Below are 14811 nucleotides of genomic sequence, written 5' to 3' on the forward strand. Positions count from 1 at the left end.
CCATGCATCGCCCGGTTTGGCAACCACCGGCGATACCGCCGTCAACCGCCCGACCTATCCGCATTGGGGAAGAATAGCTGCTGCCCGTCGACCTTGTAGCCTGCGATCGCCGTCTGCCCCTCCGGCGAGGTCAGCCAATCGATGAAGGTCTGCGCGAGATCCTTCTTCACGTTCGGAAACTTCTCGGGGTTCACCAGCATCACGCCGTACTGATTGAGCAACCGCCGGTCGCCTTCGACGACGATATCGAGATCGCCGCGATCCCTGAAGGCGATCCAACTGCCGCGATCCGACAGCACATAAGCATTGGCGGCGCGCGCGGCGTCGAGCGCCGAGGCCATGCCCTGCCCGGCCTCGCGATACCAGGCGCCCTTGGCCCCGGCGATGTCGATGCCGGCGACGATCCAGAGCGCCAGCTCCGCAGCATGCGTGCCCGACCGATCGCCGCGCGTCACGAACGGCGCGCCCTTGGCCTCGATCGCCTTCAGCGCCGTCGCGATATCCTTGCCCTTGACGCCGGCGGGATCGTTCTTCGGCCCGATCAGCACATAGTCATTGTACATCACGTCGAAACGCTTCACGCCAAACCCGTCGGCGACAAATTTCTCCTCCTGCGGTCGCGCATGCATCAGCACGACGTCCGCCTCGCCTCTTCGCGGCCCGTCGAGCACCTCGTCGGCGCGCCGCGCGATCACCGTCACGTCGACGCCGGTCTTGTCGCGGAAGATCGGAAGCAGATAGTCGAGCAGACCGGACTCCTGCGTCGATGCGGTCGAGGCCAGCACGATTGCGCGGTCTTCCGCGGACGAGGCCGCAACGCCCGCGGTGAGGCCGCAGAAGAGCGCGAATGCAGCGGACAGGCGGCCCATGATCAGGTTCCCATTGGCTATGACGCGATCATGATGATGATCGATTGCGCCGCACTCGTGACGTGTTTGCGCGCTGCGACGCCCCATGCGAACAACAACAGATAGAATTTAAATCAAGCCACTACCGGCGGCAGGGCTTGGACCTAAGGCGGCAATCGCGCGGCTCGGGAAATTTCGGCAACGCAGATCGGCATGCCGATTGCCATCGCCGGCGATGAGCGCACGCTGCAGGATCATTCACCAAAGCAAAAGACGCGCGTGAGGATGTGTTGCAAAGCAGCGAGATGATCAGGCATGGTCCCGGAAGACGAGAATTGAAATGCAGAATTCCACCTGCGTCGAACGTCAAAAAGAAGCAAGAATTTGCATAGGAATGCAGGATGGAATTCCTGACGACCAGCGAAGCCGCCGACTATCTTCGGCTCGGCGAACGCAAGCTCTACGAACTCGTCACCACCGGCGCGATCCCCTGTACCAAGGTGACCGGGAAGTGGCTCTTCCCGCGCCACGAACTCGATCTCTGGGTGCTCTCTGGCCTCGCGCGTCCGGCCGGCATGCTGATCGCGGAGCCGCCGCCGGTCGTGGGCGGCAGCCAGGACGAGCTGCTGGATTGGAGCCTGCGCGAATCCGGCTCGGGCCTGGGATCGATGAGCGAGGGTAGCGTGCGCGGGCTCGAGCGCTTGCAGCGCAACGAGGTGATGGCGGCGGCGATACATTTCCACGGCCTGGATGCTTCCGACGATCTCACTGGGGATGCCAGTGTCGAAGCGCTGCGGGCCGCTCCGGATTTGCATGATGCGGTGCTGGTCGCGTTCGTGCGCCGCGAACAGGGTCTCGTGCTGCCGCAAGGCAATCCCAAGCATCTGCACGGCCTGACCGACGTGCTCGCGCTCGGCGCCCGGATGGCGATGCGGCAACAGGGCACGGGCGCGCAGATGCTGCTCGACGTGCTGCTGAAGCGCGCGGGCGCCACGACGCGGGATTTGCGCCGGGTCGAGACGCCGGCCCTCACCGGACCGGATCTCGCGGAACTGGTCCGCGCCGGCCAGGCCGATTGCGGCATCGCGACGCGCGCCGCCGCGCGTTCGGCCGGCCTCGATTTCGTGCCGCTGGTCTGGGAGAATTTTGACCTCGCGATGCGGCAGCGCAGCTATTTTCGCCCCGCCATGCAGGCCTTGATCGGATTTCTGAACGAGCGGCGGCTGCGCCAGCGCGCCGAGGAGCTGACCGGCTACGATCCCTCACCCGCAGGACAGATCCGCTTCGCAGCCTGACATTGACGCCCGCCCCAAAATAGTTGCAAAAGAAACCAATTCAGCCGGGCATACCCGGGGCAACACCGGCCAACGTGCCGGAACAGGGGAGGACAAGCATGAATCCAATCAGATTTGGACTGCCGGTCGCGGCCGCCTTGACGGCGGCGCTGCTGTCCGGTGCGGCATCGGCGCAGGTTTCCGACAACGTCGTCAAGATCGGCGTGCTCACCGACATGAACGGCCCGGCCTCTGCACCGACCGGCCAGGGCTCGGTGACGGCGGCGCAGATGGCGATCGACGATTTCGGCGGCACCGTGCTCGGCAAGCCGATCAGCGTCGTGGTCGGCGACCATCAGCTCAAGGCCGACATCGGCGCCTCGCTCGCGCGGCGCTGGTTCGACGTCGAGCAGGTCGACCTGATCGTCGACGTGCCGGTCTCGGCGGTCGGCCTCGCGGTGCAGAACATCGCCAACGAGAAGAAGCGGCTGTTCATCACCCACTCCACCGGCACCGCCGATTTCCACGGCAAGTTCTGCTCGCCTTACGCGATCCAGTGGGTGTTCGACACCCGCGCGCTCGCGGTCGGCACCGCGGACGCCGTGGTCAAGCGCGGCGGCGACAGCTGGTTCTTCATCACCGACGATTACGCCTTCGGCCATTCGCTGGAGCGCGACGCTTCCGCGGTGGTCACCGCCAATGGCGGCAAGGTGCTGGGCTCGGTGCGGCCGCCGCTGGCGACGCCTGACCTCTCCTCCTTCGTGCTGCAGGCGCAGGCCTCCAAGGCCAAGATCATCGGCATCGCGGCCGGACCGCCCAACAACATGAACGAGATCAAGACCGGCTCGGAGTTCGGCGTGTTCAAGGGCGGCCAGCAGATGGCGGCGCTGCTGGCGCTGATCACCGACATCCACGGCCTCGGCCTGCAGGCGGCGCAAGGCCTGCTGCTGACCACGTCATTCTATTGGGACATGGATGACAAGACCCGCGAATGGTCGAAGCGCTATTTCGCCAAGATGAACAAGATGCCGTCGATGTGGCAGGCCGGCGTCTATTCATCCGTGATGCACTATCTCAACGCCATCAAGGAATCCGGCACCGACGATCCGCTCAAGGTCGCAGCCAAGATGCGCGAAAAGCCGATCGAGGATTTCTTCTCCCGCAACGGCAAGCTGCGGGAGGACAATCTGATGGTCCACGACCTCTGGCTGGTGCAGGTGAAGACGCCGGAGGAGAGCAAGTATCCGTGGGACTATTACAAGATCCTCACGACCATCTCGGGCGACAAGGCGTTCGGTCCGCCGGACCCGGCATGTGCGATGGTGAAGAAGTGACCGGCAACGCAAGCTAGCTGCAACGTCATGGCCGGGCTTGTCCCGGCCATCTACGTCTAGCCGCGCAGACAGAAGAACGTGGATGCCCGGGACAAGCCCGGGCATGACGAGCGCGGGTGTGGTCGCGAGCTACTTCATAACTCCAATCTCGCGGAAGTACTTTGCGACTCCCGGATGAATTAGCTCCGGCCTCGGCGCTGCGGCAACCGTGTTCGACGCCGTGGTCTCGCAGGCCTGCGCGAGCTTCTTGCAGAAATTCGTCTCGACGCCGTGCAGCGTCTTCGCCAGGCGATAGGCAATTTCGTCGGGCAGATCCTCGCGCGTCAGCACAAAGCTCCAGGACCCGAGCGAGGCGATCGGCGCGGACTGGTTCGGATAGCTATTGGCCGGCACCAGCAACGGCTTCAGGAAGGAATGCTTGGCGCGGATGCGCGTCATCTCTTCAACATCAGGCGCGATGAAGCGCGCGCCTGACGCGCTCGATGCGACCGCGGCAAAGCCGGGCCAGCCGATGCCGGCGCCCCAGAGCGCGGCGACGCGGCCGTCCTCGACCATCGCGGGACCGTCGCCGGCGCGATCGAGATAGATGGCCTTGAAGTCCTCATCCTGCCTCAGCCCGAGGCCATCCAGCACATAGCGCGCCAGGATCGGCAGGCCCGAGCCCTTGGCGCCGAACGCCACGGGCTGACCGACGAGATCGCGGATCGTCTTGTAGGGACTGTCCGCGCGCACCACGAACATGCCGGGGTTGGAATAGATCGCCGTGAGTATCTTCAGCCGAACCGGCGCACGCCCGATGCCGGCAAAGGCCTCATAGGCCGGCTCGCCTGCGACCAGCGCGAGATCGAGCTCGCCCTTCTCCAGCAGCGGAATGTTCTCGTTGCTGCCCTTGGTGTTGCGCGGGGCGATGGAGATTTGCGGATCGGCCGCGTTCATCACTTCGGCAAAGGCGTTGCCATAGAGTGGGAAGCCGCCGCCGGGCGTCGCGGTGCCCAAGCTGATCGTCGTGGTCGGAATGGCCGTGCCTCCGGTTTGAGCAGCAGCGGGGCTGGCGAGCAGCACTGCAGCAAGAGCGATCATCGCGAATCTCATGGTCATTCCCGGCGGGCCTGCGTCAACACCGACTTGCGGCGATGTAGGCAGGGAGCGGATTTTGTGAAAGCATATCGCCCAACGACAATAGAACAATGGGAGGCGTCATGTTGCGAATTTTGCGGTGCGGTTTTTTTGGGCTCGCAGTCCTCACAGGTCTTTTCAGCGCCACGCCTCCCTCCTCCGCCGCCTATCCCGACCGCCCCGTGCACTGGCTGATTGGATTTGCCGCCGGTGGCCCGGTCGACATCGTGGCGCGGATCATGGCGCAGTGGCTGTCGGACCGTCTCGGCCAGCAATTCATCGTCGAGAACCGCACGGGCTCCGGCGGCAACATCGCTGCCGCCGCCGCGATCAACTCGCCGGCCGACGGCTACACGTTGCTGTTCGTCGCGCCCAACAACGCGATCTCGACCTCGCTCTACAAGAAGCTGCCGTTCGACTTCATCCGCGACACCGTGCCGGTGGCCAGCATCATGCAGCTCACCAACATGCTGGTCGTCTCCAACGCGTTCCCCGCGAAGACGGTTCAGGAGTTCGTCGACTACTGCAAGGCCAATCCCGGCAAGATCTCCTTTGCCTCGTCCGGCAACGGCACCTCGGTGCACATGTCGGCCGAGCTGTTCAAGGTGCTGACCAAGTGCGACATGGTGCACGTGCCCTATCGCGGCTCCGCCATCGCCTTCCCCGACATCATCTCCAACAAGGTGCAGCTGATCTTCGACAATCTGCCTTCGGCCATGGAGCAGGTGAAGGGCGGCAATGTCCGCGCGCTGGGCGTGACCTCGCCGCAGCGCTGGCCGAGCGTGCCCGACGTACCCGCGATCGCCGAGACCGTGCCGGGCTTCGAATCGGTCGGCTTCTACGGCATCTCCGCGCCGAAGGGCACCCCAAGCGAGGTGATCGAGACCCTCAACAAGGCCGTCGGCGAAGCGCTGAAAGACCCGAAGCTGGTGGCGCGCCTCACTGAAGTCGGCGGCATCCCCAAGCCGATGACGCCGGCCGAGTTCGGCAAGCTGGTCAATGATGAGACGGAGAAGTGGCGCAAGGTGGTGGAGTTCGCCGGGGTCTCGGTGGACTAGCGGCAGCTCAGCGGCGAGCCGGCAGGACATCGGAGGGGACCCCGGAGGCCCCCTCCATCAAATATCGCAAAACAACCCCATGCACAGTAGACGAGTCTAATAATTTCAATGGGTTACGGGGGACAAAAAGCGGCCCGCCGCGGGGCGTTTGCTCCGTCGGGCAAAACAGGGGATATACAGACATCGTCATCAAATTCGGTTATCCGAAACTGCGCGCCCGGCGTTCTCGCGAGCCAGAGCCAGCATTGCACCCCCGCCCCCATCCCTGTAAACGAACCGCGCACCGTTGCCGGCCGCGCGTTCCCGCGAGCCGTCTCGCGGCGGGGCCTGTAGCTCAATGGTTAGAGCCGGCCGCTCATAACGGTCTGGTTGCAGGTTCGAGTCCTGCCGGGCCCACCACGCTTCGCCCTGCGGGCTACGCGCGGCACAGCCACGCAACGACCGAAGGGCGAACGGTCCGGCGTAGCTGGAGCAAAGCGGACGCGAAGACGGACTTCGGCCGCGAGCTTCGGCCCGGCAAGCCAGCGCCACACATCAAGAGCGAAGCGAGTGAAGGCTGCCGCGCCGCCGGCTGATCAGAGATAGCCCTACTCGGCAGCCATTGCTGTTCGCAACTCCGGTTTGTCCGTCGCGCTCACAGGGATCTCATCCGCAGTCGGCTTGATGCGGAACCACGCGGCATACAGCGCAGGAAGGAAGAGCAGGATCAACACCGTGCCGACTGCCGTGCCGCCGATCAAGGTATAGGCCATCGATCCCCAGAAGACGGAGTGTGTGAGGGGGATGAACGCGAGTACGGCCGCAAGTGCGGTCAGGATCACGGGCCTCGTGCGTTGCACCGTGGCTTCGATGACGGCGTGGTAGTCGTCGAGGCCCGCCGCGCGGTTCTCCTTGATCTGTTCGGTCAGGATCAGGGTATTGCGCATCAGTATCCCGGCCAGTCCGATCAGTCCCAGAATCGCGTTGAATCCGAAGGGCTGGTTGAAGATCAGCAACGCAGGCACGACGCCGACGAGACCAAGCGGTGCTGTCAGCATGACGAGGGCCATCATCGAGAATGATCTGACCTGAAGCATGATGACGATCAGCGTTGCGGCGATCATGGCGGGAAAGACGGTCGCGAGCGCGTCATTGGCCTTCGTGGCCTCCTCGATCGAGCCGCCGGTCTCGATGCGATAGCCGGCCGGAAGCGATGCGATCAGCGGCTGGAGGGCTTTCACGATGTCCTTGGAGACCTCGGGAGGCTGCGTCGCCTCATTGATGTCCGAACGAATCGTGACGACCGGCGTGCGATCGCGGCGCTTCAGGATCGGCTCTTCGAGCTGGACTTCCGAATGGCCGATCTGGTCGAGCGGAATCAGACGGCCGTCTCGGCTCGTCAGTGAGAAGTCGGCCAACCGTGTCGGATCCAGCCGCTCACCGCCGGCGCTGCGCGCCACGATCGGGACATTGCGAATGTCCTCGCGGACCTGCGTGACGGCGATGCCAGTGAGGAGGAACTGGAGCTGCCGCCCGACTTCCGCCGGCGAGAGGCCGATGAGGTTCAGCCGATCCTGATCTGGAATGAAGCGGAGCACGGGTGTGCGATTGCCCCAATCCCGATTGGCTTGTCGCACGTCGGGAACGCCCCGCATGACCTCGACGGCTTTTTCAGAGAGCGCGTACAATTTCGCGGGATCGGGGCCCATCACCCGAAACTCCACCGGGAACGGCGTGTAGGGTCCGAAGACGAGCTGGGTGACGCGCACACGCGCTTCCCGGGCAAGGCCGTGTGATACCGCCTCCCGGAGCCGCTGCTTCAAAGCCTCGCGCGCCTCGGCGTCTGGCGTCAGCACGACGATCTTGGCAAAGGCCGGATCGGGGAGCTCCGGCGCCATCGCGAAGAAGAAGCGGGGCGCGCCCTGACCGACATAGCTGGTCACGATCTTCGCCTCGGGTTGATCATGCAGCCAGCGTTCGAGCTTCTCGACGGCGGCGGTCGTCGTCTCGATGCTGGTGCCTTCCGGCAGGCGAACCTCCACGAGAACCTCGGGGCGATCCGACGTCGGGAAAAACTGCTGCTTGACCGCGCCCATGCCGAGGCCGGACAGCGCGAAAGCGATCACGACGAGGCTGCAGGTCAGGAACTTGTGGCGCACGGCCGAGGTGATGACCCGCCGCAAGCGCCGGTAGTTCGGCGTGTCGTAGATCGCGTGGTGGCCGCCCTCGATAGGCTTGATCGCGGGCAGCATCTTGACACCAAGGTAAGGCGTGAAGATCACCGCGACGATCCAGGAGACGATGAGAGCGAACCCGACGACCCAGAAGATGTTGCCGGCATATTCGCCGGCGGTCGAGCGCGCGAACCCCACCGGCAGGAACCCCGCGATCGTCACGAGTGTGCCCGAGAGCATCGGCGCCGCAGTGTGGCTCCATGCGTAGGCCGCCGCACTGAGGCGGTCCATCCCCTCTTCCATTTTCACCACCATCACCTCGATGGCGATGATGGCATCGTCCACGAGCAGGCCAAGCGCGAGGATGAGAGCACCGAGCGTGATGCGATCGAAGAATCGGCCCGTTTCCAGCATGATGAGAAACACGACGGCCAGCGTCAGAGGGACTGCGGCGGCCACGACGATTCCCACGCGCCAGCCGAGGCTGAGCAGGCTGACCAGCAGCACCACAGCGAGCGCCATTGCGAATTTGATCATGAACTCGTCGACCGCGGAGGTGATGTTCACGGCCTGATCGGTCACCTTGTCGAGCGTCATCCCGAGCGGCAGTGTCCGCGCCAGGGCTGCGGACCTCTCTTCCAACGCCTTGCCGAGCGCCAGACCGTTCCAGCCCTCCTGCATCACTGCCGCGAGCATGATCGTGGGCTCGCCCTGGTGCCGGATGATGTAGGTGGGAGGATCCTCGTAGCCGCGACGAACCTCGGCGATGTCGGACAGCTTCAAGGTTCGTCCCGCAGCGACGATCGGCGTGTCGGCGATCGCCTGCACGCTGTCGTAACCGCCGTCGACCCGGATGAAGACCTGTGGCCCGCTCGTGTCGATCGAACCTGCCGGGGTCACCGTATTCTGCCGCTGCAAGGCGGCAACGATATCCTGTGCCGACACGCCGAGCGTTGCCAGCTTGGGATAGGAAAACTCCACGAAGATCTGCTCGGGACGTTCGCCGAAGATATTGATCTTCTTGACGCCGGGCACATGCAGCAGGTCCTGGCGGATCACCTCCGCCTTCCTGGCGAGCTCACGCATCGGCATGCCCTTCGCCTTGAGGGCGTAGAGCGCGAAGCTCACGTCCGAATATTCATCGTTGACGAAGGGGCCGAGCACGCCGGCCGGCAGCTTGCGGGCTTCATCTCCGAGCTTCTTGCGAGCCTGATAAAACTCTTCCTGGACGCTCGATGGCGGCGTGCTGTCCTTCAGCGTCACCGTCATGTACGCATAACCCGGCCGCGTCGTCGTCTCCACCCGGTCGTACCAGGTCAGCTCCTGAATCCGCTTCTCCAGGGGTTCGGCGACCTGGTCCTGCATCTCGCGTGCCGTCGCACCCGGCCACACCGTCGTGACCGTCAGGGTCTTGATGGTGAAGGACGGGTCCTCGGCCCGCCCGAGCATGAAGAAGGCGTAGGCGCCTGCTGCCGCCAGCAGAATGATAAAGAACAGGGTGACGGCCCGCTCGCGAACGGCGACCGCGGAGAGATTGAAGCTCATCATTTGCTCCCGCCGTCGGAGGCGGTCCTGACGCGAGCGCCCTCGTGCAGGAGGTGAGCGCCGAGCGAAACAATGGGATCAGCTGAGCTTGATCCAGAGATAATGGCCGCTTCGCTGGTCACGCGCAGAAGCTTGATGGGGCGAAAGTGTACGGTCGAGCTGCCGCTGTCGAACACCCAGACGCCCGTTGTCCTGCCGTCATCGAGCACGGCGCCCAGCGGCACCTGGACTTCCGGCTGACTGTCCTGGCTTGCGAGCCGAATGGTGACTGTCGCGCCGAGCGGTGCTGCCGCCGCCTCGCCGCCGAGCACGTAGCGGGCCTCGTAAGTCCGGGTCTGCGCGTCGGCAGAGTTCGACAATTGGCGCAGATGCGCCGCGTAGCGGCGTCCATCGCTTCCATACAGGCTGGCCTCGGCGAACGAGCCGATCGCCGGCCGGATCGTTTCGGGAAGCGCCACCACGGCTTCGCGAGGCCCGGACTGCGCAAGCCGAACGACCGCCTGGCCGGCCGAGACCACTTGGCCGGGCTCGCCAAGCGTTTGGGTGACCGTGCCGTCCGCGTCTGCCACCAGGATGGAATAGGTCGCCTGGTTCTCGGCGACGCCTGCCTCGGCTTCGGCCGCGGCGAGCTGCGCCTTGGCTGTATCCGAGGCGGCCTTCGCCTGCTCGTAGCGCTGTTTGGACGTCCATCCATCGTTGACCAGGTTGGCATATCGCCGCTCATCGGCATCCGTCTGCACGACTACCGCGCGAGCCGCGGCTACGGCGTTACGCTTCGCCGCAAGCGCAAGGCGGAGGTCGGTCTCGTCGATCCGCATGAGAGGCTGCCCGGCTTTGACCTGCTCGCCGACATTCACCAGCCGCTCGACGATCTTGCCGGCGACGCGAAAGCCGAGATTGCTCTCCACCCGCGCGCCGATGGTGCCTGTGAACCCGCGCTCGGAGCCGTTCACCCGCGCGGCCTTCACCAAGCTGACCATCGGCGGCTCCTGCCTCGGGTCGCTCACGGCAGAGGCCTTTGGGGTGAAAATGCCGAGACTGACGAATGTGGCCACCCCCGCCGGGATCATAATACCGGCCAAAACGGCAGTTCCCCTTTTCATGACAGTCTCCTGTGCGATTTAGATTTCGTTCGAACTCTATATCGAATTAGAGGTCGACCACAATCTAAATTTGGCGACCTGACGGGAACGTGATCTCAGGAAATCACCGGTCCAGCTGCAACTGCCCACTTGATAGATGTCATTCGACATCTATATTGGACATAGATTTCGACTGAAATCCAAATGGAGGAGCACGATGCGCGTCAGTCGCGTTCAAGCCGCGGAGAACCGCCAAACCGTGATCAATGTGGCAAGTCGCCTCTTCAGGGATCGCGGCTTTGACGGCATTGGCCTCAAGGATCTGATGGAGGGGGCCGGGCTCACCCAGGGCGCCTTCTACAAGCAGTTCGCGTCCAAGGAGGACTTGGCGGTCGAGGCATCCAAGCGCGCGTTAGAGAGCGCTTCCGGCCGATGGTCGGACGCGGCCGCGCGCAATCCTGACGATCCGCTCAGCGCAGTGATCGGATTCTATCTCAGTGCAGATCATCGCGAAGAGAGAATGGACGGCTGTCCGATCGTGGCCCTCGGCGCGGACGCCGCCCGGCAGGGTCCCGACGTCAAGGCCGAGTTCGAAGCGGGCATCAAGGCCCATCTCGACGTGCTCGGCCGCTTCATCGCCAAGGACGGCGACCAGGGGTCCAGAGACAAGGCCATGGCCATTCTCGCGACGATGGTCGGCGCCGTGACGCTGGCGCGCGCGGTCAACGACACCGACCTCGCACGAGCCCTTCTGGATGCCGCAGCCGCGCTGGTCCGTGAAGCCGCCGCCGCTTGAACGACCGCCCCCTCGAAACTTGGAGAGATCGGATGCTTGACGTGAGCGAAGCCGGGCCGAGTTTGCTCAAATTATCGGAGAGGCTCAGTGTGCGTTTTCACAAGACCGGCAGCGGGCCTCCGCTACTCCTCGTCCATACGATCCGGACGCAGCTCGAGTATTTCCGCAGCCTCGCGCCTCTCCTCGCCCGGTCGCACACGGTGTACGCCATCGATCTGCCCGGCCACGGACACTCACCGATCGATCCGGGCGCGAGCTTCAACGAGCCCTATTTCAGGCAGGCGGTCATCCGCTTCATTGAGGCGCTAGACCTCTCGGATATAACGCTCGTCGGCGAGTCGATCGGGGGCGCATTGGTCCTCACGGTGGCGGCCTCCCTCCCACACCGCGTAAAGCGGGTCTATGCAATCAACCCCTACGACTACGAAACTCGCTATGGGGACGGAATTCGACGGGGCAATTGGCTCGCGAACTTCATTATCGGAAGTCTGCAGATCCCGGTGCTCGGGGCGATCAACGCGTCGCTCGAAAACAAGATCGTTCTCGGCAAGATCATGGGTGGTGGATACCACGACCCGCGCAAGCTGCCGGCCGATCTGCTCGCCGAGTTCGACAAGGTGGCCCACCGCCCGGGATACAAGCGGGCCGCACGCAAGGTGTTGGCGGGCTGGCGATCCTGGAGCACGGCCCGCGACTACTATCGGCAGATCTCGGCGCCGGTGACGCTCATCTATGGCGACAGCGATTGGTCTCGGCCCGACGAGCGCGAGCGCACACGGTCTCTCATTCCCAACTCGCAGGTGGTGACGCTCAGGAATACCGGCCACTTCTCGGCTGTCGAGAATCCGTCGGAGCTGGCTCGGGCGATATTGGCCGCGGAATGAGTGCATGATCAAGCAGAGCACGCTCCTCCAACAGAAGGAGGCGAAGTGCGGCCAATATGCTATCCTCCCCGCTAGGCCACCAACGGAGACAACCCATGCCAACCAGCGTCAAGCAAATGCTCGAAGCCGCCAACGCGGCGGTGCCCAAGATTACGTCGGAACAGGCCACTGACATGATCAAGAGCGGCAACACGCTGGTCGTCGACGTTCGCGATGCGCCGGAGGTGGCGGCCAGTGGCAAGATCGCAGGGGCCGTGAATGTCTCGCGGGGGATGCTGGAGTTTCGCGCGGATCCGGAGTTGCCTTCCCACGACAAGGCGTTCGACAAGAGCAAGAGCGTCATTCTCTACTGCGCGTCCGGCGGCCGGTCGGCGCTGGCCGGCAAGTTGCTGAAGGATTTGGGCTACGAGAAGGTCTACAACCTCGGCGGCTTCAAGGACTGGACGGGCGCCGTCGAGAAATAGGACGCGCGGGCCGGTCTGCAGGGGCTCGTTGCCGCCGAACGCCATCGCCGGCGGCTCGGCGCGCGATCCTCCTATTCGATCGACGTCATCTGCCGCCGGCGCAGCTCGGACGGGCTGTGGCCGAACTTCCTGCGAAACACCGTGCTGAAGTGCGACGAGCTGCTGAAGCCGAGGCGATAGGCGATCTCGGTCACCGACAGCGCGCGCAGCTCCGGGCGCATCAGCGCGTCGTAGCAACGCTGCAGGCGGCGGTTCAGGATCCATTCGGACACCGACATCTCGGTCGAACGAAACAGGTAATGCAGATGCCGGAGCGAGACGCCGTTGTTCCTGGCAATCTTCTCCAGCGACAGATCCGGATCGGTCAGGTGCTCCTCGATCCAGGCCTTGACGGAGCGCAGCCGCGCGTTCCGGGCCGTGGCGTCCTCCGAGAACTCGTCCTTGTCGCCCATGTCCAGCGCGAGCGCCAGCACGTCCATCAGCTCATGACCAAGCCGGGTTCGCGCCGTCTCCTCCAGGCTCGAGGCCTCCGATGCCAGCAGCGCGCAGAATTCGGCGGCGATCCGGCCCAGACCCCGCCCCGTCGCAATTGTCGCCGCCGACGGCATCTTTCCTTCGGCGAAGCGCGATGAAAATTCCTTGCGCGGAATCTCCAGATACAACGACCGGAATTGGTTCGAGCACTCCAGATCGTAGGCGTCGGAGGCCGAGAAGATCGCGCCGATGCCCGGGCTGGTCACCAGGGTCTGGCCGGCCTGGAGCACGTCCATGCTGCCCTGCTGCAGAAACTGGACGTAGTAACAATCCTTGTCGAGCTTTGCGATGTGCCGGTCGCGCCGCGATATCCGCTGCTCCGACAGGAAGACGTCGCTCATCGTGACCGAGCCAAATTGGGCCTCGCGGATAAAGCCCTGGTAGTCGGCCGGCTTCACCGCGTTCACGTCGACATGAACATAGTGGTCGCAGATCGCATCTTGCCAGGCTGCGAAGCGCTTGGCGGGGTCTAGCTCCTCGGTCGTAAACACGAGATCCATGGTGGCCCGTTGCAGCGAGGTCTGGCTGTGCAGCGCACAAAAGCTGCCGGCCGATCTTAGGTTCCTGTCAGCTTCGCGCAAGACTCTTTGCGCGCCAACGCAAAAGGTTTGCGCGTTCAAGCAAGCCGCCTTGAGGCTCCTCGCTTATCAAGCGCAAAACAAATCTTGGGACGGGGGGAGGCAAGCGCGCGCCGAGACGGCGATCCCGCACGCGCGATGCCGATCCCAGGGATGGCAAGCGATGAAGCGCGTTCGGATCAGCCAACAGGAGATCGTGTTTGCGGTCTTCGCTGCACTTTTCCTGACCTTCTCGGTCTTCCTCAGCGGCTTTCTCTCCGCCGACAACATGCTGACATTGCTGCAGAACGTGGCGGTGCTCGGCATCCTTGGCCTCGCTATGGCAATCGTCGTGATCGGCCGCGGCATCGACCTGTCGCTGATCGCCGCACTCGCGGTCCCTGGCGGCCTCGTGCTGCAGATGGTGCAGAATGGGCATTCGCTGCCGGCCTCGCTGCTCGCCGCCGGCCTGCTGTCGATCGCGATCGGGCTCGTCAACGGCTGGCTCATCGCCTATGCGGAAGTGCCGCCCTTGTTCGCGACGCTGGCGACCGGCCTGTTCGTCGCCGGTCTCGGCCAGGCCGCCCTCTTCCAGCTCGACGTCGTGCAATGGAGCGACGGCATGGCCGGGTTCGAGCGGCTCGGCCAGGGCAGCATCCTCGGCATCCCCACCTCGATCGTCATGTTCGCGATCGCCTGCGTCGTGGTTTTCATCCTGCTGCGTAAGACGCGCTGGGGCGCCTACATCTACGCGATCGGCGACAACCCGTTCGCCGCGCGCGTGACCGGCATCCCGTCGCGGCCCATCATCGTGCTGCAATACGTCCTTGCGGCGCTGATCGGCTGCTTTGCCGGCCTCGTGCTGGCGGCGTCCGTCAACTCCATGCCGACCCGGATCTTCAATTCGACGCTGATCTACGACGTCATCCTCGTCGTCGTGCTCGGGGGCATCGGCCTGTCGGGCGGACGCGGCGGGGTCGTCAACGTCATCATCGGCACGCTCCTGATCGGAACGATGCTGAACGGAATGACGATCCTCAACGTCCCCTATGCCGGCCAAAACCTCATCAAGGGCCTCGTGCTCCTGGTCGCGGTCATCACGGACACGCTGCTCAACCCACGAAACGAAGAAACGGCCCAACAGGGCGACATCTGATCTGCCTGAA

The 14811-nt window shown here is 64.2% G+C and carries 12 protein-coding genes and 1 tRNA gene; 8 read left to right on the forward strand and 5 right to left on the reverse strand.

All coding sequences use genetic code 11. From position 1 onward, the window contains the following. Window positions 1-41 precede the first annotated feature (41 nt). Window positions 42-869, reverse strand: a complete 828-nt coding sequence (locus XH81_RS30110; protein WP_038949543.1) for a substrate-binding domain-containing protein — start codon at window positions 867-869, stop codon at window positions 42-44. A 380-nt stretch (window positions 870-1249) separates the two neighbouring features. On the opposite strand from XH81_RS30110, the gene XH81_RS30115 reads away from it, so the two are divergent. Further along, on the forward strand, window positions 1250-2143 hold the full coding sequence (locus XH81_RS30115) for a helix-turn-helix transcriptional regulator (RefSeq protein ID WP_028142263.1): 894 nt from the start codon (window positions 1250-1252) through the stop codon (window positions 2141-2143). 98 nt (window positions 2144-2241) lie between these two features. Next, window positions 2242-3456: an ABC transporter substrate-binding protein gene (locus XH81_RS30120; protein ID WP_028142262.1), complete on the forward strand. Its 1215-nt coding sequence runs from the start codon at window positions 2242-2244 to the stop codon at window positions 3454-3456. 129 nt (window positions 3457-3585) lie between these two features. On the opposite strand, the gene XH81_RS30125 is transcribed toward XH81_RS30120, so the two are convergent. Further along, on the reverse strand, window positions 3586-4548 hold the full coding sequence (locus XH81_RS30125; protein ID WP_028142261.1) for a TAXI family TRAP transporter solute-binding subunit: 963 nt from the start codon (window positions 4546-4548) through the stop codon (window positions 3586-3588). A gap of 107 nt (window positions 4549-4655) precedes the next feature. Between XH81_RS30125 and XH81_RS30130 the strand changes: the two genes are divergently transcribed. Continuing rightward, the gene (locus tag XH81_RS30130; RefSeq protein ID WP_028142260.1) at window positions 4656-5630 is read left to right on the forward strand and encodes a Bug family tripartite tricarboxylate transporter substrate binding protein; all 975 of its coding nucleotides are present in this window, start codon (window positions 4656-4658) and stop codon (window positions 5628-5630) included. Between the two features lie 323 nt (window positions 5631-5953). Further along, window positions 5954-6029, forward strand: a tRNA-Ile gene (locus tag XH81_RS30135). Window positions 6030-6217: 188 nt separating this feature from the next. Here the strand turns inward: XH81_RS30135 and XH81_RS30140 are convergent. After that, on the reverse strand, window positions 6218-9328 hold the full coding sequence (locus XH81_RS30140; RefSeq protein WP_028142259.1) for an efflux RND transporter permease subunit: 3111 nt from the start codon (window positions 9326-9328) through the stop codon (window positions 6218-6220). Further along, window positions 9328-10431 carry an efflux RND transporter periplasmic adaptor subunit gene (locus XH81_RS30145; protein WP_038949707.1) on the reverse strand — a complete coding sequence of 368 codons (1104 nt, stop codon included), beginning with the start codon at window positions 10429-10431 and terminating at the stop codon, window positions 9328-9330. The genes XH81_RS30140 and XH81_RS30145 overlap by 1 nt, the downstream gene beginning before the upstream one ends. A gap of 196 nt (window positions 10432-10627) precedes the next feature. Between XH81_RS30145 and XH81_RS30150 the strand changes: the two genes are divergently transcribed. The 3 genes from XH81_RS30150 to XH81_RS30160 all read left to right on the forward strand — a co-directional run bounded on the left by XH81_RS30150 (window position 10628) and on the right by XH81_RS30160 (window position 12554). Beyond that, window positions 10628-11206, forward strand: coding sequence for a TetR/AcrR family transcriptional regulator (locus XH81_RS30150; protein WP_028142257.1), 579 nt, complete (start codon window positions 10628-10630; stop codon window positions 11204-11206). Window positions 11207-11238: 32 nt separating this feature from the next. Then, window positions 11239-12090, forward strand: a complete 852-nt coding sequence (locus XH81_RS30155) for an alpha/beta fold hydrolase (RefSeq protein WP_028142256.1) — start codon at window positions 11239-11241, stop codon at window positions 12088-12090. 95 nt (window positions 12091-12185) lie between these two features. Beyond that, window positions 12186-12554 (forward strand): rhodanese-like domain-containing protein, encoded by a 369-nt coding sequence (locus XH81_RS30160; RefSeq protein ID WP_028142255.1) that lies wholly within the window; start codon window positions 12186-12188, stop codon window positions 12552-12554. A gap of 71 nt (window positions 12555-12625) precedes the next feature. On the opposite strand, the gene XH81_RS30165 is transcribed toward XH81_RS30160, so the two are convergent. After that, on the reverse strand, window positions 12626-13588 hold the full coding sequence (locus XH81_RS30165) for a helix-turn-helix domain-containing protein (RefSeq protein WP_028142254.1): 963 nt from the start codon (window positions 13586-13588) through the stop codon (window positions 12626-12628). Window positions 13589-13829: 241 nt separating this feature from the next. Here XH81_RS30165 and XH81_RS30170 point away from each other — a divergent pair, with 241 nt between their 5' ends. Beyond that, a complete protein-coding gene (locus XH81_RS30170; protein WP_028142253.1) occupies window positions 13830-14801 on the forward strand; it encodes an ABC transporter permease in 972 nt (323 codons plus the stop codon). Window positions 14802-14811: the final 10 nt, after the last annotated feature.

The sequence above is a fragment of the Bradyrhizobium sp. CCBAU 25360 genome (assembly GCF_028128695.1).
GTDB lineage: Bacteria > Pseudomonadota > Alphaproteobacteria > Rhizobiales > Xanthobacteraceae > Bradyrhizobium > Bradyrhizobium ottawaense.